This window comes from bacterium (assembly GCA_039961635.1).
In the GTDB taxonomy this organism is placed as follows: domain Bacteria; phylum 4484-113; class 4484-113; order JAGGVC01; family JAGGVC01; genus JABRWB01.
The window spans coordinates 1-20,234 of sequence record JABRWB010000041.1 but is presented as its reverse complement, the minus strand read 5'-3'; the positions used below and the strand labels follow the sequence as shown (position 1 = coordinate 20,234).

21 protein-coding genes are annotated in these 20,234 nt (G+C 55.3%); 11 read left to right on the top strand and 10 right to left on the bottom strand.

Annotated elements, in window-relative coordinates:
* The first annotated feature begins 81 nt into the window (after positions 1-81).
* The 4 genes from HRF49_06645 to HRF49_06630 all read left to right on the top strand — a co-directional run bounded on the left by HRF49_06645 (position 82) and on the right by HRF49_06630 (position 2,652).
* Positions 82-714, top strand: a complete 633-nt coding sequence (locus HRF49_06645) for a sigma-70 family RNA polymerase sigma factor (protein ID MEP0814327.1) — start codon at positions 82-84, stop codon at positions 712-714.
* Positions 711-1,277: a zf-HC2 domain-containing protein gene (locus HRF49_06640; protein MEP0814326.1), complete on the top strand. Its 567-nt coding sequence runs from the start codon at positions 711-713 to the stop codon at positions 1,275-1,277. The genes HRF49_06645 and HRF49_06640 overlap by 4 nt, the downstream gene beginning before the upstream one ends.
* On the top strand, positions 1,274-2,341 hold the full coding sequence (locus HRF49_06635; protein MEP0814325.1) for a hypothetical protein: 1,068 nt from the start codon (positions 1,274-1,276) through the stop codon (positions 2,339-2,341). The genes HRF49_06640 and HRF49_06635 overlap by 4 nt, the downstream gene beginning before the upstream one ends.
* A gap of 86 nt (positions 2,342-2,427) precedes the next feature.
* Positions 2,428-2,652, top strand: a complete 225-nt coding sequence (locus HRF49_06630; protein ID MEP0814324.1) for a 50S ribosomal protein L28 — start codon at positions 2,428-2,430, stop codon at positions 2,650-2,652.
* A 22-nt stretch (positions 2,653-2,674) separates the two neighbouring features.
* Here HRF49_06630 and HRF49_06625 read toward each other — a convergent pair whose 3' ends face one another.
* On the bottom strand, positions 2,675-2,950 hold the full coding sequence (locus tag HRF49_06625) for a DUF167 domain-containing protein (GenBank protein MEP0814323.1): 276 nt from the start codon (positions 2,948-2,950) through the stop codon (positions 2,675-2,677).
* Between the two features lie 29 nt (positions 2,951-2,979).
* Positions 2,980-3,360 carry a helix-hairpin-helix domain-containing protein gene (locus HRF49_06620; protein MEP0814322.1) on the bottom strand — a complete coding sequence of 127 codons (381 nt, stop codon included), beginning with the start codon at positions 3,358-3,360 and terminating at the stop codon, positions 2,980-2,982.
* A gap of 186 nt (positions 3,361-3,546) precedes the next feature.
* On the opposite strand from HRF49_06620, the gene HRF49_06615 reads away from it, so the two are divergent.
* Positions 3,547-4,641: a YjgP/YjgQ family permease gene (locus tag HRF49_06615; protein MEP0814321.1), complete on the top strand. Its 1,095-nt coding sequence runs from the start codon at positions 3,547-3,549 to the stop codon at positions 4,639-4,641.
* On the opposite strand, the gene HRF49_06610 is transcribed toward HRF49_06615, so the two are convergent.
* A complete protein-coding gene (locus HRF49_06610) occupies positions 4,628-5,383 on the bottom strand; it encodes a hypothetical protein (GenBank protein ID MEP0814320.1) in 756 nt (251 codons plus the stop codon). The two genes, HRF49_06615 and HRF49_06610, sit on opposite strands and share 14 nt — an antisense overlap.
* Positions 5,380-6,564, bottom strand: coding sequence for a type II secretion system F family protein (locus HRF49_06605; protein ID MEP0814319.1), 1,185 nt, complete (start codon positions 6,562-6,564; stop codon positions 5,380-5,382). The genes HRF49_06610 and HRF49_06605 overlap by 4 nt, the downstream gene beginning before the upstream one ends.
* Before the next feature lie 167 nt (positions 6,565-6,731).
* Here HRF49_06605 and HRF49_06600 point away from each other — a divergent pair, with 167 nt between their 5' ends.
* Positions 6,732-7,040 carry an antibiotic biosynthesis monooxygenase gene (locus HRF49_06600; protein MEP0814318.1) on the top strand — a complete coding sequence of 103 codons (309 nt, stop codon included), beginning with the start codon at positions 6,732-6,734 and terminating at the stop codon, positions 7,038-7,040.
* Positions 7,041-7,202: 162 nt separating this feature from the next.
* A complete protein-coding gene (locus HRF49_06595; GenBank protein ID MEP0814317.1) occupies positions 7,203-8,066 on the top strand; it encodes a mechanosensitive ion channel family protein in 864 nt (287 codons plus the stop codon).
* On the opposite strand, the gene HRF49_06590 is transcribed toward HRF49_06595, so the two are convergent.
* The 4 genes from HRF49_06590 to HRF49_06575 form a co-directional block, all read right to left on the bottom strand.
* A complete protein-coding gene (locus tag HRF49_06590) occupies positions 8,063-8,998 on the bottom strand; it encodes a quinate 5-dehydrogenase (protein MEP0814316.1) in 936 nt (311 codons plus the stop codon). The two genes, HRF49_06595 and HRF49_06590, sit on opposite strands and share 4 nt — an antisense overlap.
* A 6-nt stretch (positions 8,999-9,004) precedes the next feature.
* On the bottom strand, positions 9,005-9,502 hold the full coding sequence (locus tag HRF49_06585; GenBank protein MEP0814315.1) for a hypothetical protein: 498 nt from the start codon (positions 9,500-9,502) through the stop codon (positions 9,005-9,007).
* Complete coding sequence (locus HRF49_06580) at positions 9,499-10,116, bottom strand: aminoacyl-tRNA hydrolase (GenBank protein ID MEP0814314.1); 618 nt, start codon at positions 10,114-10,116, stop codon at positions 9,499-9,501. Before HRF49_06580 ends, HRF49_06585 begins: the two co-directional genes overlap by 4 nt.
* A 67-nt stretch (positions 10,117-10,183) precedes the next feature.
* The gene (locus tag HRF49_06575) at positions 10,184-11,431 is read right to left on the bottom strand and encodes a DegT/DnrJ/EryC1/StrS family aminotransferase (GenBank protein MEP0814313.1); all 1,248 of its coding nucleotides are present in this window, start codon (positions 11,429-11,431) and stop codon (positions 10,184-10,186) included.
* A gap of 117 nt (positions 11,432-11,548) precedes the next feature.
* Between HRF49_06575 and HRF49_06570 the strand changes: the two genes are divergently transcribed.
* Positions 11,549-14,134: a PDZ domain-containing protein gene (locus HRF49_06570; GenBank protein MEP0814312.1), complete on the top strand. Its 2,586-nt coding sequence runs from the start codon at positions 11,549-11,551 to the stop codon at positions 14,132-14,134.
* Positions 14,135-14,164: 30 nt separating this feature from the next.
* On the opposite strand, the gene HRF49_06565 is transcribed toward HRF49_06570, so the two are convergent.
* Together HRF49_06565 and HRF49_06560 are read right to left on the bottom strand one after the other, a co-directional pair.
* A complete protein-coding gene (locus tag HRF49_06565) occupies positions 14,165-14,989 on the bottom strand; it encodes an ankyrin repeat domain-containing protein (protein MEP0814311.1) in 825 nt (274 codons plus the stop codon).
* A gap of 27 nt (positions 14,990-15,016) precedes the next feature.
* Positions 15,017-15,856 carry a hypothetical protein gene (locus HRF49_06560; GenBank protein ID MEP0814310.1) on the bottom strand — a complete coding sequence of 280 codons (840 nt, stop codon included), beginning with the start codon at positions 15,854-15,856 and terminating at the stop codon, positions 15,017-15,019.
* A gap of 87 nt (positions 15,857-15,943) precedes the next feature.
* Between HRF49_06560 and HRF49_06555 the strand changes: the two genes are divergently transcribed.
* The 3 genes from HRF49_06555 to xseB are packed head-to-tail and all read left to right on the top strand — an operon-like array spanning position 15,944 to position 19,791.
* Positions 15,944-18,046 (top strand): hypothetical protein, encoded by a 2,103-nt coding sequence (locus HRF49_06555; protein MEP0814309.1) that lies wholly within the window; start codon positions 15,944-15,946, stop codon positions 18,044-18,046.
* A gap of 9 nt (positions 18,047-18,055) precedes the next feature.
* Positions 18,056-19,414 (top strand): exodeoxyribonuclease VII large subunit, encoded by a 1,359-nt coding sequence (gene xseA / locus HRF49_06550; GenBank protein MEP0814308.1) that lies wholly within the window; start codon positions 18,056-18,058, stop codon positions 19,412-19,414.
* Positions 19,411-19,791 carry an exodeoxyribonuclease VII small subunit gene (gene xseB, locus HRF49_06545; protein ID MEP0814307.1) on the top strand — a complete coding sequence of 127 codons (381 nt, stop codon included), beginning with the start codon at positions 19,411-19,413 and terminating at the stop codon, positions 19,789-19,791. Before xseA ends, xseB begins: the two co-directional genes overlap by 4 nt.
* The last annotated feature ends 443 nt before the right edge of the window (positions 19,792-20,234 follow it).

The following is a 20,234-nucleotide window of genomic DNA, read 5'->3' as shown; positions in this document are numbered from 1 at the left end:
CATTTACGCAAACCGGGTTGTTCCACCGATTTTTCGTTCGTGGCCTATAATGATGAACAAGGGGGCGGCTTTTTCGTCTTTTTGGATGTGGCTCGAGCGGTTCCAAATTTGCTTATGTGCAACAACCTGTCAACGGGCATACTAGACGAAATCGGCCATGAAGCCGAAATCGTCGAACTCGCCCGCCGCGGAGACGAATCCGCTTACGGTCAACTTGTGCGCGCCTACCATCGCAGGGTTTTCCATTTCATTCGTGGAATGGTCAAAAACAATGAAGATGCGGAAGATCTCGCCCAGGATGTGTTCGTAAAAGCGTATTTCAACTTGCGAAGCTTGAAGAACAACGCAAGCTTCAAAAGCTGGCTCTTCAGAATCGCCTACAACGTGACGCTCGATTTTATTCGGAAGAAAAAGCCGCAAGTTGTCGATACCGAGGATAGCATCCGCGAGACATTCGTTGACGTCGGAAATCCGAAGGCCGAGCTTACGCGAGAGCACACCAGAAAGCACGTTCGAAAATGCCTTGATATGTTGAACGACCAGCAGCGAAACGTCTTAGTGCTTTGCGATCTCGAAGGTATGTCCTACCAAGAAATCGCCGATTCGCTTTCGATTCCATTCGGTACGGTGCAGTCCAGGATTTTTTATGCCCGAAAGAAGCTTCGCGAGCTTTTGGAGTCTACGGGATTCAGCGAAGGAGATGCAACCCAGTGAACTGCAATTATCTGAAACATCATATGGATCCATATCTTGACGGTGCTATTAAGAACGCCGATCTTGCCCAAAAGATTCGCAGACATCTTGATGTTTGTCCTGAATGCCGGCACCGTTTTAATGAGCAGCGCGAACTTAAGCTTGCGGTCGCGAATATTGTCCGCGACGAACCTTCTCCATACCTTGAAACCAGAATAGGCGCGGCAATCAAACTCAGGAAACGCGACAACGTCAGACGGGGCGCCGTTCGGCTTGCCTTTTTCGGATCGCTTTTGGGCGTTTTCGCCGCGATTATCTGGCTCGGCATCCCCTTTGCATCGCGCGCACTTGCGCCGGACAACTCGCAATTTTATGTTTCCGCGGATTTCGATCGCAATGCACAAACCGGTAATTCTTCATCAATACTCGTCAATTCGGAAATAACTGCGGACGAGTTTCTCCGTTTCGCGGTTGACAGCCACAGGCTTGCCGAATCGGAAATGAACGGGATGCTTTACTCAGCCGTAAATCCAGACGAGCTTGAGATTGTTCCGGCGCCGTTGGAGGAGAGCGGCGGCAAATGAAATTGCTTTCGCCAAAAGCCGCATCCTTGGCCGCGAGCTTAATGTTTATCTTTTCGGCCACTGCGCCTGTCGCGGCTAAGAATCCAACAGCGGAAGAGCTGCTTTCCAAAGTACGCCACACACTTGAAAGTAGCGCCTATTCCTGCACGATTCGAATTGTAAAATCCAGGGGCTCGCGCGGCACAAAGGAAGTATTTCAGCGAATTATCCACGTCCCAGGCAAGTCTCTAATACAGCCCCAGGTAAGGGATGCCGAAGGCGATTTGAAGGACGTAGATATTTACTTCATCCGCGTCGAAGACCGCAGATATCTTGTGGACAGGAGCAGAAAAATCGCGGTCAACGATCCACGCGGCTGGGGCGGAATTCAGGAATGGATAAACATCGGCGGCCGACAGGCAGCATTGCTTGAAAATGCAACCGTGTCCGAAGGGAAATACGGCAGCAAAAGGACTTGGATAGTCGCCATTCCCGGACGAATGGTGCGCAAAGTCTGGATATCCGCCGACAGCGGCTTTCCGCTAAAGCTGGAATTGTTGGTGGATAATCGCAAGCTGCTGACCTTTGAAGTGCTTGACGATTTGAAATTCATCCATGTCGCGGATATCGACAACTCGCTTTTCGATATACCGTATGGATTCGAAAACAAGTCACCCTTGCCCAGCTTCAGGCACGACGGAGCGATTTCCGCGGCAAACGCGTGGAGACCCCTGGTGCCTGAATTCACCAAAATTCCTGAGGGATTCGCTTTTGAGGAACTTATTCCTCACAACCTCAAGCACAATCTAGTATTCCAGATGATTTTCACGGGAGACGACCCTTCCCTTGTCGTAAGCGTTTTTCAAACCAAAAATTCCGAACTGGCAAAGCTGCTTCAGGATAAACATGATAAGCGGCCGATGGTGTATGCGGTGAAAACAACCGATGGAGTGGTGCTCATTGCACTCGGTGAATTTGAGGCACAGTTCCTTCAGGAATTCCTTGACATTTTCCATAGGGATGACGAACTTGCGGATGAGCTTGTCTCCGCAAGCAGCGTTGCCTATCGCCATTTTGGCGGGTAAAATCCGGGCCGAGCACTCTTGACAGCGGCGGAGCTATTGTTATAATCCCCGCTTCCGGCCGTCAGGCCACACCTGGAGGTATTTGTATGGGTAAGCGTTGTCAGGTAACCGGTAAAGCTCCGTTGACGGGGCATCACGTTTCGCACTCGCAGCGGAAGACCAAGCGCAGGTTCAACCCGAACCTCCAGTCCGTCACACTTTACCAGGATGGTCGAAAGGTTCGGCTGAAGGTTTCTACGCGTTTCCTGCGCTCTTTTACGAACAAAGGCGTACGGATACCGGACGAAGTAATAAAAAAGTACGCGAAGTAGCCGGCCAAATCCCAAAAATCCGCTATTTGCATCTCAATGCCGCCAGTTTTTCGGCAAAGGTTGACGCATCTATACCCACCGCGCGCACGCGCTTATCCCGCGTCGCGGCGCCCGCAGTTACTGTCACGTTCTTGGCAGGGATTCCAAGCCACCCCGCCAGCTGCTTCTCGATTTCTCTGTTCGCTCTGCCCTTCTCCGGCGGCGCAACGACTCTGACCTTAACGGCGTCGCCGTAAGCGCCGGCAATTTCGTTCTTGCCGGCACCGGGAATTGCCCTGACGGCAAATTCAATCCCGATACCGCGTTCTTCAAATTTCGGAGCGCCGGTCACTGCACCCTCACGTAGGGTAATATATCTGCGAGCTTTTTCTCTCCGATCCCTTTAACGTTTATCAAATCATCAGGAGAAGCAAAAAAGCCGTTTTCGTTTCTATATTGAATAATCCGCTCGGCAAGAACCGGTCCGATACCCGGAAGCTGCTGGAGGTCCTCCGCTTTCGCCGTATTTATGTTGATCGGGCTCTTAGGCGGCTGCTTTTTGGCGGAGGACGATTTTGGTGCGGGCTTTTCCGCGGCGGCCAAGTGCTCTGCACCGGCTGGCTGTGGAGAAACGATTGCCGGCGACGTGGGAAGAGATGAAGCCGTCTCCATCCTACGATCCACGATGGCGGAGCTGTCCTGCGGAGGAGGACTGGAAAGCTGGTTCATCGAGTAAATGAACACGCCGCCCGAAACCAATGTAAGCGCGAGAACTGCAACCGCGATTTGATAGCGCGTAAGTCCCACGCATTCATGATAGCCTTCAGGAATCACCTGTCAAATGGAATCCGCATTCGAACAACATTGGGATTTGATTATCCTATTTGCGTCGGTTTACTGTGTTAGAATGCGTTCGTGTTCAAAAGGGTTGACCGGCTCATTCTTGGCGAAGTTTGGCAGCCCTTTTTATTCGGGCTATTCAGCTTTTCAATTCTCATCGTATCGGCGACGATGCTTAAGTCCACCCTGGACTTCATGATCAAGTTCAACCTGCCCTTCTCGCTTTTCGCAAAGCTTGTTCTTTTGGGTATTCCTCAAGTTGTTGCACTTTCGTTCCCCATGTCGGTGCTTTTGGGAACACTGCTTGGGATCGGCCGCCTAAACAACGATTCCGAGATAATTGCTCTTAGAGCGGCAGGGATTTCGCTTTTAAGGGCTGCAGCCGCAGTTGCCTACTTCGGGGTTGCTGCAGCCGGCATCACTTTTTTCCTTTCAGAAGGCGTCGCGCCGGGCGCCAACAGCGCAATCGTCCGCATTAAGAACGAAGTTTTATTGCGCAAGACAGGAGCGGTGAATCAGGAAAACCTCGTCTTGCCTTTCTACGAAGGCGGGCAGCTCACCTTTCTTTTGCTCGCTGAAAAGCTTGAGGGAGACAAGCTGACGGGAATAAAGTTTTTCAATTTCGGCCCCACCGACCAGCGCAGCTCTTGGATTACGGCAGAAACGGGCGTCTGGCAGGAGGATCATTGGGTATTCCATAACGGCTCGCGCTACCAAGTAATGCAGGAAGGCTCGGTTCTTACGTCCACTTTCGATATCCTTGATATACGCGAACTCGAAATCAAACCGTCCGGGCTGACCCGTAAGGCGAAGACAAGCCTTGAAATGAGCATATCGGAGCTTCGGGCATATATCAACGATTTGCAAAGGGAAGGTCTTGAACGCGAAGCCGCAAAGGCGCGCGTCGAGTATTACTTCAAATTCTCCACTCCCTTTGCCAGCGTGTTTTTTGTTCTCATAGCGTTTCCTCTCGCGATAAGCGCAGCTCGGACGACGGGTGGAACGGGAATGGGCATCGCGGTTTTGATTGTGCTTGTTTACTATGTAATAACGGTCGTGGCGATGAAACTTGGTCAGGCAGGTGCCATCCAGCCGCTTTTGGCAAGCTGGATTCCGAACGCGATTGTCGCCGCGGCAGGAGCATACTTGTTCCGGGTCAGGAACCGCTAGCTGCACTTTTTATTTTTCCGTGAACCGCCGTAATCAAAGCCAGTGCGACCGCGACCGTTATGGCGGAAGCAAACAGAAGCTCGTAGATCTGAAATGAGTCGAGCTTCAACGTCGTCGTCTGCGTCGCCAAACTTGGAAAAATTCGATTCCAAGCGAACAAATCGTTGAACAAAGGCAATTCCGGATGTTCGCGGGAAAGCCAGACCTGCGCATATTCCAACAAAAGCATCCAGGCGAAATAAATCGGCGCGAAAAGGGGCTGGCGCGGTGCTAATTTGATGAACAGCAAACCTGCAACCGCAGTACCGGAAGAAACGAATGCAAAAATCTGCACGCCTCTCTCCAAAACCGACAGGTAATCTCCAAAGCCGAAGGCCAATGGAACGAGCAAAAGTATTGCATTGTCAATCGAAAGCACGACAATCGTCGCACCTGCGGCTTGAGAGTAAGTCCGCGGCACCGATTGGGCGTGCAAGGCATTTCCTTTTGGGGCGGTCGAACGCCACAGATACAGGCAAGCTTTGAGATAGAGGCAAACAATTCCCGGAATCAACAACCAGCGAAGAACCTCCGATTCCCAAGCCGCCTGTTGATCAAGCGTTTTAATTTCGGGCGCTGCAGCCGAGAAAAACACGACAGCCACAACCTGGATGGCAAGCACGAGCGTGGTGATTGCCCATCCCGCCTGAAGCCGGACTAAATCCACCGCAAAATGTTCAACCGCGTCGAGGCTTCGTTTCACGATCCCGCCGCCGACATGATTTTTTCAAAATACCCCGACCAAAACATCAGCGCGATGTATAGCACGAGCGCGCCGAACAGGATTGTGAACAAGGGGCCGATCATAGTAAGCATCGCCCTTGTCCTGTATTGAAGTTCGCCCTGCAAGTACTGGTAAACCTTGAACAGCATATCGTCAACACTGCCCGCATGCTCCCCCGCGGCCACCAGGTGGCGAAGAACGCTTGGGAAAATCCTGCTTTTGGCAAGGCTGGTTGAAAGCTGCTCGCCACGGCTGACTTCGCTGTAAACGACCGAAAGCGCCTGCTCTATGCCGTGATGGTTCGCCGCGTCTTTTGCCATATCCAGCGCTTCAAGGTATGGTACCCCGCTTTTGATCATAGTCCCGAGGGCGAGGCACGTGCGCGCCACACCCGCCGTCGCGATCATTCCGCCAATTCCCGGAGTTACCGAGAGTACCAGCCGGAACATTGCAGCCACGTGACGGTTCTTGCCGAGCAGCCAAATTGCGACGACTGCAACCGCGGCTGCAACCATCACGCTGAACAGGCTCATGCCGAAATAACCCAACCACGCCAGGATGAATGCCGCACCAAGCGCGACTACGAACACAATGGATGGATAAATCAGCGCGCCCTGCACGCGCCGCCGAAGGTCGACTTCTTCCTCCAGAAACTGAGCGAGGTTGGCCAGCACGATATCGAGCGTACCGCTTCCTTCCGCCGCCTTGATCATTCCTCTGTACATCTTGTTGAAGATGCGCGGATGCCTGGCCAGAGCTTCCTCGAATGTGTCACCCGACTGGATTCGTGTCGAAATGTCGCGCAGAGCGCCTTGCATCATCGGGGAAAGCGAGCCTTCCAGGACGGCCGAAATGGCATGCGCGAGGTTCAATCCTGCTCCTACGCCCGATGCCAGTTCCCTTGTCACAAGCGCAAGCTCGCCCAGCGTCACGAAAGGGATGATGCTTCCGGCAATCGCGCTTAAACAGCCTTGGCCGTAGCTGAAGGTCGAGGTTCCACCTTCGGAATGGTAGATTTGGCCTGCAGATTCCCTAATCCGGTGGACGAAAAGTCCGCCGTCAAGCAGCCTGCCAACAGCGGCGTCCTGCGATTCCGCTTCAATGGTGCCGGAGCTTGACCGGCCGTCCATATCGCGGGCTTCGTACCTGTAGGTGGGCACAAATCATTTTACCCCATCAGCTCTCCGGACAATTAGCCGGTGGTTGCCGCCGAAATTACATAATTTCGGTAATTCGGGGTAGAAATAGCGGGCTTTCCCGAAGGGATGGGCCGCGGAACTTTCAATTTCGCAATTTCATCTTCTGGAGGTATGGTTTGTTCGTTGCAATCAATTACATCACGTGCAAGGAGCACTATAGGGAGAAATTCGAGTACCTGTTCAAGACGCGCGCGCGCGCGATCGACAGAATGCCTGGTTTTATTCGTATGGAAGTACTTCGTCCCAAAAAGGACGGAGACAGTTATCTGATAGTAAGCCACTGGGAATCCGAGGAAAATTTCAAGGCTTGGGTAGGTTCACCGGAATTCATCGAAGGCCACCAGCGCGGATTCGAAGATATCAAGGAGGCCAAAGCGAGGGGAGAAGAGTCTCCGCTTTCGTCCGATTTCAGAACCTATGAGGTGATTACCACTTGAAAAAATGGCTTGCCAGAGTCGGCATTGCTGGCGCTGTGTTCTTTTTCGTGAAAGGACTCGCCTGGCTGATTATTCCTCTGCTAGCGGTAAAGAGCTGCCAGGAATGATAGTGGACGGAATTGGAACCTGATAACATGTTGCGTCTTTTTTGAGGATGCAGCGATGGAAGACCTGCCCGTCCGTGTAACCACCGAATGGCTGACTCCGGTTGTAACCGGTTATCTGGCGCACGGCGCAAGAATTGTTTTGATTATTGTAGGTTCTTGGATCGCGCTCGCGGCGGGCAATCTTCTGTCCAAGCGAATCGCGGACAGGGCTTCCAAGCGTCTTGAATCCGAACCAGGAATAGCCGAACGCGTGCGCACAGTCAGCGGAGTGCTGCGGAATCTTTACAGGTATGTGGTCGTTTTTATTGCCAGCCTGCTGGTGCTGTCCGAGTTCGGAGTAGACCTGGGGCCGTTACTTGCAGGCGCGGGAATTTTGGGGCTGGCAATCGGTTTTGGCAGCCAAGAGCTTGTAAAGGATGTGATCGCCGGCTACTTCATTCTGATTGAAGGCGAATTTGGCGTTGGCGACGTGATCAAAGTAGGGGAACATGTCGGCACCGTTGAACGGCTCGGACTAAGAAATATCAAACTTGTGGCCTTCGACGGTTCAATTCACGTAATACCTAATTCCCAGGTTTCCACCTTGGTCGTTTTGTCCAAAGGATTCGCCCGCGCTTTTTTGAAAGTGGATGTTGCTTACTCTACCGACTTCGACAAAGTAAGAACCTTGTTAAGCGAGTATTCGTTGGGATTGATGAAGGAATTGGATTACATCCTGGGCGAGCCGGAAATTCTCGGAGTCAATTCGCTTAAAGATTCCGGAGTGGAATACTTTATCGCGATAAAGGTCAAGCCCGGCAAACAGCATGAACTTCAACGGAGAATGCAACAGGACGTGGTCGAGTTATTCCGCGCAAACGCGATAGAAATACCATTCCCGCACCAAGTCGAAATCGTCCGCACCGCAAATTCGGATTAATTTGCCTTATCCAATGCGCGAACCGATGGTGTGATTTCCAGCTTGTTCAAATACGCTTCGTAATCGGCTAATGTCGGCAAATATCCCTCGCTGTGCGAGCGCTTGATCAACGCGACGATGCACGCTTCCAGAAGATTGGTTCCAAAGCTCCGGCCCTCGAAAACGGGAGTTGTCGTAACAAGCCATCTCACGCCCCGGCCTGCGAGCATTGTCACGTCTTCTTCTGTTGTCGTGTTTGTAAGAATCACCTTGCCGTTCAAATTTGACGGCGCGTACCGCTTTATGTAATGAAAGTCGCCGCATATCCAGTCGGCGCTCTCGAACAACTTTGGATACTTCGGAGTTTGTTTCTCCTGCTTTTCGCCCGTCGGATAAATCCATGTGAACGGCAGGCGCGTGACAATGGGCAGCAGCACGCTGCCAAGGAAGAACAACGTTTTCAGACTACGAATGGGTATCCCGATTCCCAAGGCGAATGCAAGATCGCCGAAAACGACGCTTCTGCAGTATTTCCATAACGATTGCGCCATTCCCGTGCGGTCTATGCCGCTAGTCATCATCGCCCGCGAATCCGAAAGTTTTGGAGTACCCTCGAACTTTTGCGCCAGCCACTCTACGGTGCGCCGCTCAAGCGTGTTTTTTAGACCGCTGCCGTCCACAACAGGCGATTTCCTGGCCGCCTGCGCCATTTTAAGCGCATCTCTGACGACGTATTTGCGGTCTCCGACCCATAAGTAAAGATCAATCCCGCCGAGACCGATCGCGTCCACCTTTCCGTCCATTTCGCGGATCAGCCGGATGGCGGCGTTAATATCGCCATCGGTGCCGCGCCTTTCAATAATGACCTGTTCTCCTAAAAGCGCCGTGGAAACTTTTTTGTCCCGCTTGGAGCTTCCGAGAGAAACGCTTAAAACGCTGATAGCCACTGGCATCACCCCCTATGCAAAAATCGAAAGCATATGATGTTGTTCCGGCGACAGGATAAGCTCGCGGCTTATCTGCCTTGGAAACAACTCGGAATCGTCCCAGAAGCTGCGCGGCAAATTCGTCGCACCTCCAATCAGGGCGCCGCGCTTTTGCAAATCCTTCAGCAAATTCCCAATGTTGATTAAATATAAAGTACTCACCAGCAGCGCGCCTCCGTGTATGAACACAAGGTAATATTCGGGCGCGTGGGCCGCCGGAATATCGAGGTAATATTCGTTGCGCGCGAAAGCCTTTACTTTTACGGATCGGCCTGAAAGCGGGCCTGAAGCAAACCAGCCTTCCATGCCCCCGGGGTGGCCGCGGCCCGCGGCCTGGATATCGAAAACCCTAATCGCCAAATATTCGGCTACGTTAACCTTGTATGCCGGACCGCGTATGATGTCTGAAATCGACTTTTCGATAATATGCCTTTGCTCGAGCAAATCAGCAAGATAGAACAGGTCATTCATAACTGACTCTCCACAGTACCTTTGACGTAATTAACCGTGTTTCCGGCTGTTACAGCATATTCCCAACCTTTCGTAACAATCTCCTCGATTTTGACAACAGCCGCGGCCACCATGGCAAGCACAGTTGGCATTTCCTCCGGCTCGAACGGCTCCAAAACCCAATCCGAAAGGTATTCCAATTCGCCGCCGCCTATGCCCAACCTTACGCGGTAAAATGCGCTCTTGTAGTGGCGGATAACGCTCTCAGCGCCTTTGTGCCCGCCCGCGCTGCCGTCGGCCCGCAGCCGCATTTTGCCCAGCGGAAGGTTCACATCATCGAAAACCACAATCAGAGATGCGCCTTTGTTCCGTCTCATCAGCGGGCCGACGCACAGCCCGCTTCCGTTCATAAACGTCATCGGTTTGACGAGCAGCACAGCCTTGCCCTCGATCCGCGCCTCGCGCACCTCGCCTTGACATCGCTGGTGTTTATTTCCCGCCTTCCACCGCTCAGCTAACGCGTCCACCACCATGAATCCAAGGTTATGCCGCGTGGCCTTGTACCGCTCGCCTGGATTGCCCAGCCCGGCAATCACCCAATCGTAGGAAGCTGCAGGAACTCGCCGAAAAAACACGGTGCGATTATACAACCGGATTCTGCACGGCTTGCTTTTTGATTTGGCCGAAGGGGATGAAAAACTGCTATATAGATACCGCCGCAAGAACCTTGCGCACTGCGCCGACGACCGAATCCATCTCTTCGTCAGTCATCGACGGATAGAACGGCAGCGACAAAACGCGCATGCCAGCGTCTGCCGCGACAGGCCAATCTTCTGCCCGCCAGCCGTATTTGTCCTTGTAATATCTGAATTCGAATATCGGGCGGAAATGGACATATCCCTGGACGTTTTCAGCCAGCAGTAACGAAAGAAATTCGTCGCGGCCGACCGTAATTTTGTCCAAATCCAGAAGGCAGGGAAATATGTGATGCGCGCTCTTTACATGATCCCGCACCTGAAGCGGCTCGATTCCCGGCACATCCGCGAGCAGCGAGCAATATCGCTCATACAGCCTGAGACGCTTTTTCCAGTTTTCATCGAGCTTGCCAAGCTGCACCAGCCCAAGCGCCGCCTGCAGGTCGAATATGTTGTATTTGAATCCCGCGCGCTCGATATCGTACAATTCGAACCGGCTACCTTCGTACCTTTGCCACGCGTTTCGGCTCATCCCGTGGAGCGAGACGACCATCGCCCTGGCTTTCGTTTCTTCGTCGCGGCAGACAAGCATCCCCCCCTCCCCTGTCGAGAGATTCTTGTTCGCGTAAAAGCTGAAGCATGAGTACGGCGAAAATCCGCCCATTTTTCTGCCGCGGTATTCCGCCTCAACCGCATGCGCGCAGTCCTCGATAACCGTAAGACCATGCCGCTCCGCGATATCCGATATCGCGTCAAGCTCGCATGGATGCCCCGCGTAATGCACGGGAATTATCGCTTTCGTCCGATTCGTAATCGCCCGTTCGATTTTTTCCTCGTCAATACACAGCGTATCCGGATGAATATCCACAAGCACGGGCGTCGCGCCGACATGCTCGATTACGTTGACCGTCGCGGCAAACGTCATCGGCGTCGTGATTACCTCGTCGTCAGGGCCGATCCCTTCGCAATGCAACGCGGTATGCAGCGCCGCGGTGCAGGAGTTCAGCCCAAGCGCAAACAAACCGCGGGAATTTCCCGCCGACTCTCCGTTCTTCGTTCCTCTTGCGAGATAATATGCAAACGCCCTCTCGAATTCGACGGTTTTCGGGCCGCGCGTGACCCACCCGGAGCGCAGGCATTCCTCCAGCGCGGCAAGCTCCACCGGATCGTATGCGCGCCGATAAAGCGGGATAAGCTCCCGGCAAAATGGTTCGCCGCCGTGCGCGGCAAGCTCGGATGAAGGCTTGGCGGACATCCTCTCCATTATATCGGCCGAACAATTCTACGTTTCAGCCGCCAGCAGCGGGTGAAACCGCCCATCGGACTATAATGTCGCTGCCGAAGTCCGGTGATTCCTGCACGGGAGAGCGCCATGGGAAAGTGCTTGCATTTGTTGACCGCCGCATGCGCCGCAAATCATGCGGTAATTTGTGTTTTTGCGGCCATCCTTGTCGTAGCATCCGCTCTATGCCCCGCCATCGCCACGGACAACGTTTACATGGGCATCAATATGTCCAATTCCACCGATCCGCCGGGACTTGCGATCGATCCCGTATTGGACTCGCCAGCGTACAAAGCAGGACTTCGCTCCGGAGACGTGATACTCGCGCTCGACGGAAAGGAACTCGGCGCGGATGTCGCGACGTACAACCAGCAGCTTCAGGACGCGCTTAAATCTAAGCACGTCGGCGATTCGCTCGCCGTGAAAGTTTTTCGACCGGGACCGCAACTGATCGTTACGGTGAACGGCGTCGAATACCCGACCGAATTCCCGCTGGAGGATTACCCGGACATCCTCGCGCACTCAAAGCCCGGCGACGTCGTGAAGCTCGAAGCCATAAACGAATCGCGCACGCTTGAATTCACCGTTATCCTCGGCCCTCGCCCGGAAGGCGGCGCGGGGACGATTCCGCCTAATGAGCAGCTATGGAATACGCTCTGCGCAAATGCAAACGAAACGACTTCTCCATATCCAATGACAGATGCGGAAATCAACCTTCGATATTTGGCGCAGATTTTGACAAGCGCGTCAGGCACTCAAACCCAATTTGATGACCTGTTTGTGCGGCTGAACAACCGGGCTAGCCCCGACGATGGATTCAGGAGCCATCTGGTCTCACTGATTCTGCGCGACGGCTTCACCATGGATAGGTGCATAAAACTTGTTGAAGCCGATTTAAAATCCTGCGGTTTGAAAACGATTTGGGGATTTGACGGAATACATTCCACCGCAAGCTGGATGCTGAAAAACGACGCGGCGACATCCTGGATGGCGCAGATGCCCGTCAATATCACGATTGATAACTACACCACATACTGGGAAAATCGCTTCAAAGAAGCTGCGGAATTAGTGTCCGAGGCTTTTTCTGCTTTGTCCGACGAGGAAAAAGCCTTTGTCGCAGAACATCGCGCCGGTCTTGCTGACGCGTTTGCGGCGGACAATTACATCAACGAAGATGCTGACAAGCGCAGGTTCCGAGACAACGCAAAGCTGATAGCAATTTCCAGAAAAATCGAATACAGCAAGCTCTTGGCGGCTCAAGCGAAGTTGCTGGTTTTCCAGGAGCCCTATTACCTGGACGAGTTGAAATCGAACTTGAAGCGTATTTATGCCGGCAAGCTCGACCAGCCTGTCCTTTACGAAAAGGAAACTCCGTTCGGATGGATCGTCATTCAGGGAACCGGCCGCACCTGGCGCAACCTGCCCACCGACCCGGCGCAGTACCGCCACGACCTGCTCGTCATCGACCTCGGCGGCGACGATTTCTATTCGACGACCGCGGGCAGCGGAATCTCGCCCCGGCACCCCGTCGGCGTCCTGATCGACTTCGGCGGCGACGACGCCTACGAGTCCACGCTGCCCTATTCGCAGGGCTCCGGCTCCCTCGGTTGCGGGCTGCTTGTGGACCTCGAAGGCGACGATTCTTACATCGGGATGAACTGGGCGCAGGGCACGGGCTTTTTCGGCTGCGGCGCGCTCGTTGACGCGGCGGGGAACGACAGCTACCGCGGCCAGGCGTTCTGCCAGGCGGCTAGCATTTTCGGCACCGGCATCCTGTACGACGTCTCCGGCGACGACCGCTGCGAAGCGCATCTGAAATCCCAGGCGTTCGCCGGCGCAAAGGCCGTCAGCTTTCTCGTGGACGGCGCTGGCGACGACTACCGTTACGCCAAAGGGGTGAACCCCACGAACTACGGCGACCCCGGCATTTTCGATTCCTGGAGCCAGGGCTGCGCGGACGGCTTCCGCCAGTACGCCTCTGGCGGGATCGCTGGAGTGATAGACCTGGGCGGCGACGACTACTGCGAAGCGGGCAATTTCTCGCAGGGCGGTGGCTACTACTTCGGCCTCGGATTCTACTACGACGAAGGCGGGAACGACCACTTCGTCGGCAGCCGCTACAACCAGGGCTTCTCGGCGCACCAGGCCGTCGGCGTGTTCCTCAATTACGGCGGCGACGACCTGTACCAGACGCGGCAGGGCGTGGCGCAGGGGCTTGCGTGGGACGAGTGCGTCACTTACTTCTACGATTCGTTCGGCGACGACCGCTACGAGGGCGGAACCGGCTTTTCGCAGGGCGCGAGCGCGCACAACTCGCTGTGCATCTTCCGCGACGGCGGCGGGCGGGATATATACGACTACCCGCCGGGCCAGGCGCGCGCGGGCGGAAACGACTACCACGGCGGTTCGTCGCTGTCGATGTTCATAGACGAGGGCGGGGATGTGGATAGCTATAACTGGGATGTCGCGGCTTCGATCGCAGCCGGTGCCGCAGCTTCGGAATCCGGCGAATCCGAGGTGGCTGAGAGCGCTGCACCGGCTCGCACGAACGCCAACAATCTCATTACAGTCTGGAAGGAGTACGGGTTCTTCTGCGACCTGCCGGGAAGCATCGCGGAGATACTGGAAGCCGACGCGTGGAAGGGGATATGGGTGGAGCAGGGGTTTGAGAATTAAATTGAGCATTAATAGGCATTATCGCCATGGCTACTCTTTCGCCCCATGCTTCTTTAAGAATGCAGCCATTTTGTTTTTCTTGTACTTTTTGGCCATACCTAATGGAGTAAGGCCATCATTGTTGCGTGCGTTCAGATCAGCTCCACCTTTAATCAAGATTAGCGCGGCATCCATTTCCTCACTTAAAACTAGTGAATGAAGTAGAGAATTTCCGGACTCGCTTTGCCGGACATTCAAGTCCGCTCCTTCGTCAACCAAAAGGCGAACGGTTTTGAGACCATCTGAATTCGGAAAAATCTCTTTGTTGAACTCCTGCATTTTCACGGACATCAAAGCAAGTTGAAGGGCTGAAACCTTTTCAGGCGACATTACGGCATTTACTTGGGCACCACCGCCAATAAGAACGATGCAGATTTCTGCTTGTCCATTCGAAGCTGCTACTTGCAGAGGTCCCATTATCTGTTCTGCAGGGACAACTCCCCTTTGAGGCTTTCCATTTACCTTCTCGTTATATAAAAGTCTGACTGTGATATTCGCGTCCGCGCCTTTGCTTAGCAGGTATTCAACTACAAATTGCTTATCGGCGATTATGGCTGCAATGAGGGGCGTGAGCTCACGATTGAAAGTAATTCTGTCCTTTCCGGATTCATCCACTTCAAGCCTTACATGTTTTGCATTAACTAGTTCGGGAGATTTGGAAAGGATTGACTTAACCTTTTCCAAGTCCCCCTTCTCGCACGCCTCTATCAGCTCCTTTTTCGTCGCGCCCCCGGGCACCGGCTGGCATGCTGCCGCTTCAAATGAGATTACGATTGCAATAACGAGAACTACGAATACATGGATGTACGATTTCATATCCGCGCTATTTTACACGAAATTCCCCTACTCCTCCCCCAGATGGTACCTCTCGATGTCCGTGCTCAGGTTCTCCTCGCCCGGCAGGTAAATCCTCGACAGCTTGCTTATTTGGTCAAGGTAGCGCCGGTACGTCACGCGCTTCCTCGAATCGCCCTCCTCCTCCGCGATCTGCAGGTTGATTGTCGCACGCTCGCGGGCCACCTCGTACTGCCCCTCGAACAGCAGCCCCTCCATCGTTGGATCCACATACGGCGTCTCGGACAGTTTTTTCATGAACAGCTCGTGAGTGCGCAGCTTTTTCGGGCGCTTAAGCCACTCCCGGCGCTCGGCCTTGCGGCTTCGGCGCAGGCTTGCCGCGTCCCGCCGAAGCAGCCAGAACTCCTTCCAGCGCACCTTCCACGGCTTTTTGGGCGGCTTTGGCGGATCCAAAAGGTCGGCGTTCTCCCGAAGTTCCTTCGCAAGCAGTGGATTCGTAAGCGCAATCCGTTCGGCGCGCTCCCGCAACTCCTTCGCCTTGAGCTTGTCGGCGCGCGTCGGGCCGGACGGGCCGGGGCGCCGGTATCCGAAGCCGCGCTTCGCGGTCAGCCGGGCCGGGCGGCGGCCGTTCACCTGCACCGTGTCTGCAAGCTGCCAGCTCATCTCCGCGTCGAACATGTCTATTTCGACAAGCGAAGTGTGCTGGAACATCAGGTAGGCTACGATGCCGGCGAACGGGAAGCACAGCGCCACAAGCCCCCAGAACCGGCCGCGGCCGTACTTGCGCTCGGCGTCGAGCTGCACCCAGCGCGCCTGGCCGAGCCAGACGAGGATCGCCAGCGCGTTCCAGATTACGTCCCAATTGAAATGCGGTGCGGGCATGAGCAATAGATTGGACGGTCGCAGATGGAATGCTGTTCCCGCCGCGGGTTATTTTACCCAATTAGAGCCAAGCCCGGTGCTAAAATCCTTCCGGTGAAGCTAGACCGCGCACTTGCCGGTGCAATCATTTTTCTCGTGCTCCTCACGCTCGTTTTCCACTTGAGCACGCTTTTCCTGGGCGACGTATACTCCCCCTCCGGCGATATTCTTTACCAGAACTACCCGTGGCGGCTGTTCTATTCGCAGGAACTGAAAGCCGGGCGGCTGCCTTACTGGTATCCCGGCCAGGCGTGCGGCTTCCCGCTGTTCGCGGAAGGCCAGATCGGGCCGCTTTATCCGCCGAATCTACTGCTCTACAGAGTATTCGACACTTGGACCGCGATCAACATCGGCGCGGCACTCTCGACATTTTTTGCAGGTCTCGGCGCGCTGTTCTTGTTCCGCAGGCTAAGGTTATCCATCTCCGCTTCTGCGTTCGGCGCGTCGATATTCATGATTTCCGGGCCGCTGACCGCACATCTTGGGCACCTGAATCTGGTCGCCGCAGTCTCGTGGATGCCTTGGATAATCTTCGGCTCGCTTGCCGTCGCGGAATCCGCTGAAAAAAAACGATTTGTATATTTTGTCGCGACCGGATTCGCAATATTAATTTCCATATTCGCCGGGCATCCGCAGATGACGATGATATCGATCATCAGCGCGGCGATATTTATTTTTGCGTATGGCGTCATTTCACGCCGCGGCATCGGAAAATCTTTAGTGGCAATATTGATTGCACCCGTCGCACCCGCAATTGTCGCCGGGCTTTCCGCCGGATTGTGCATTTGGCCGACTGTCGAACTGCTCCGCCATTCCAACCGCGCCGGATTTACGCTTGCCGACTTTCTCTCGTACAGCTACCCGCCGCACATGGCGCTGACATATTTGTATCCGTTCTTTTTCGGGCCCGCGAATTCTTGGCAGTCGCCGGATTACCGCGGCCCGCAGGGATTCGTCGAGTTTGTGAGTTTCATCGGCCCCGTTCCGCTTATTGCCGCGTTTGCCGCTTTCGTTTTTGCCATCCGCTTTTGGAAGGCTGCGCCGAAGCTGGATTCTTTTTTCGGCCGGGCGGCCGAGTCCGTTAAGCTGCTCGTCGCCTGCGATATCGCTTATTTCATTCTTGCTCTGGGAAAATGGGCGGGAGTTTACGCTCTGTTTTATATCATTCCGGGATTCGGCGCCTCGCGGATTCCAGCACGGTTCATCATTCCGGACGTGTTGATGGCCGCGGGGCTTGCGGCAATCGGATTCGATTTGCTCATACGGCGCGCTTCAAACAGCAAATTTTCTGCAGCGCTGATCGCTGTCGCGATGTTCGCGCTGTCCGTCTGGCCGCTGTTATGGTTTCATTCCAAATTCAATTTGACATCAAGCGCGGAGGCCGCGTTGCCGGTTCCACATTGGTTCGCGTTGTTGGCCCGTAACGACCCCGGCCTGCGGATTTATTACGAGGAAGGAGAAAAACGCCCCGACCTCGGCTCGCAGGAATCGGATGTTGAATTCGCGAAGCCTTGCTATCCATGGCTCGCGGGAATCCCCAGCGTCGGATGGGCGGGCGAACTTGTGCTGAATGATTACAAGAAATTTTGCGATACCGCGCTTTCAAGCGACGGCTCGAATTTAGAAGACGAACGCAAGTCGGAGATGGTCGCGTGGCTCGGCGCTGTTCCGAGCTACCCGTCGCCCATCACGAAACCGCCGAAGCCCGGATACTACCTCTGCGGCGCGTACGAAAAGCTTGCATCGCAAGACGAAATTCTGGAGCGAATTGCGGATTCATATCCCGTTTACCTTGATCAGCTTGCAATGGGAACGAATGAAATATCGGTGAAACCGTCGCTTGAGGGTTTCTCTTCGGTTAGACTTGTGAAAGGCGAAAGGCCAGGCGAGGATTCCTTCGAAATCGCCTGCGATACTGACAAGATATTCGTACGCGCGGTGAGCTGGTATCCCGGATGGAGCGCGTTGCTCGACGACACGCCGGTAAATATATTCAAGGTGAACGCGGCTTTTCAAGGCGTGGAAATACCGGCAGGCAAGCATACGCTTAAATTCAGGTACAACAAAAAATTATCGCCCCCGGCAATATTTCTTCCATACATAGTGTTTGCGGCTCTGATCGCCGCCGCGCGGTTTTTGTCGTTTCGCCGCGTGTAAAATAGCGGCGTGTCGTTCGCGCGCAAAACGATTTCCGTAACCGAGCTGACCACGCTCGTAAAAAGCCTGCTCGAAAACGAGCCGGCGCTTGCGGCCGTATCCGTCGTAGGCGAAATCAGCGGATTGAAAATCTACGACCGCCACGTTTACTTCACGCTCAAGGACAAGGAAAGCCAGGTGCGGTGCGCATGGTTCAACGGCGCTTCGGGCGCGCAGCGCATCAAGCTCAAGGACGGCGACGAGGTAGTTTGCTCCGGCCGGGTAACCGTATACCTTCCGCGCGGCGAGTACCAGCTCACGGTTTACGAAGTAATCCCGCGCGGCGCGGGCGAGCTTGCGGTCGCGTATGAAAAACTGAAGGAAAAGCTTAAGGCGCAGGGGCTTTTCGACTCGGAGCGCAAGATTCCGATTCCCGCCCTTCCCCACCGGCTGGCAATCGTCACTTCGCCTAAGGCCGCGGCGCTGCAGGATATGCTTAACGTCCATGCGCGCAACGCGCCCCACGTCGAGCTCAAGCTTTTTCCGTCGCTCGTGCAGGGGGACGGCGCGGCCGCGGAACTTATCCGCGCGGTCGCGCTCGCGCAGGCTGATCCGGATGGATTCGACGCGCTGATAATCGCGCGCGGGGGGGGGAGCATCGAGGATTTGTGGTGCTTCAACGACGAAGCGCTTGCGCGCGCGCTCGCCGATTGCACGATTCCGACCATAAGCGGCGTCGGCCACGAAAGCGATACGACGATATGCGATCTCGTCTGCGACCTGCGCGCGCCCACTCCGACCGCGGCGATGGACGCCGCGACCGGCAACTGGCCGGACGTGCTGGCGCAGCTGGACGCGCTCAAATCCGCGATCCCCGCGCGCACTCTGCGGCTGCTCAATACATCCGGACGCGATTTCACCGCAGCGTCCGATTTGCGCACGATCCGCGCGCTCGTCGGAAGAATCGAACAGGCCGAGCAGACCGCCGACGGCGCTGCTTCCGTTTTATCGGCCGTTCCGGAGCGGCTCTGCGCAATGCGCGATGCCGCAACTTCGCTTATCGGGCACCGCGCGGCGTCCGCGATCCTCACGCGCATCGAACGTACCCAATCCGACGCGCGCGCTCTCGAATCCGCGTCCGCGAAATCCGCGATCGCTCTTCTCAAATCGCTCGCCGACCGGCTTTCGGCATTCCAGGCGCGGCTCGAAGCGAGCGATTTGTCGAAGCATCTCGCGCGCGGGTACAGCATAGTCGAGCGCGCTTCCGATGGTACAATCGTGACCGGCCCGGCGGATGTCGCTCATGCCGAGCGGTTGTCCATCCGCGGCGGCGGCGGCGCGTATTTTGCGGTAGTCGATATGCCCGGCGGGGCCGAGGAGCAGGAATGAGCAAATCGAAAAAACAGGATAACGACGGCGCCTCGCCGGACATCGGCGGGCTTATTCCGGACGAGGACGAAGCGCTGGATTTCGGAATCGCCGCCGCCGGACTGCCCGATTCCGCCGGCGATACGTCCGCGGCCACCCGCGATTCGCTTGACGATTTCGAGACGACGTTCGAGCGGCTGAAGGCCATCGCCTCGGAGCTTGAACGCGAAGATATCAAACTCGGAGATATGGTGAAGCTTTTCGAAGAGGGAGTCGCGCTAATAAAGCAATGCGACAAATTCCTTAAGGAAGCGCGCAGCCGCGTCGAGAAGTACATCCAGCGCACGGACGACGGCCGATGGGTGATCAAGGGGCTGGAAGAAGCGGACGCGAGATAAGGAGCGCGGGCTTCCAAGTCCGCCCGTAATTCAATATCGGTGCGATTCCGGCAGCCGATACGGCGGGCCATTTGGCGGCCGCATCATGGCCGCCGCGACCGCCGCCACTTTCTGCGCGGGTTCGGGCCGCCGAACCTGTGCCGAACCTATGCCAAATTGCGCGACCGGAGCGACCCGCCGCCGCGGCAAAACGGCGCGGACACGGCCCGGCGGAATGTGCGCGGAACCCGCGCGGAATTGCGCGACGCGGGCGCGACGCGGGGAAAACAAGGGAGTTGAGAGTTCGGAGTTGAGCGTTGAGAGTCAAAAATCAAGGAGCGCGGCGTTTGCGCGGCGAGCTTAATTGGACTATCACGGCTCCGGGAAGCGCGGCCGGGAGGCCGCGTATCGCCGCCAAAACGGGCAAAATCCAACCGAATGGCGGAATCCGCCGGAATCGGATA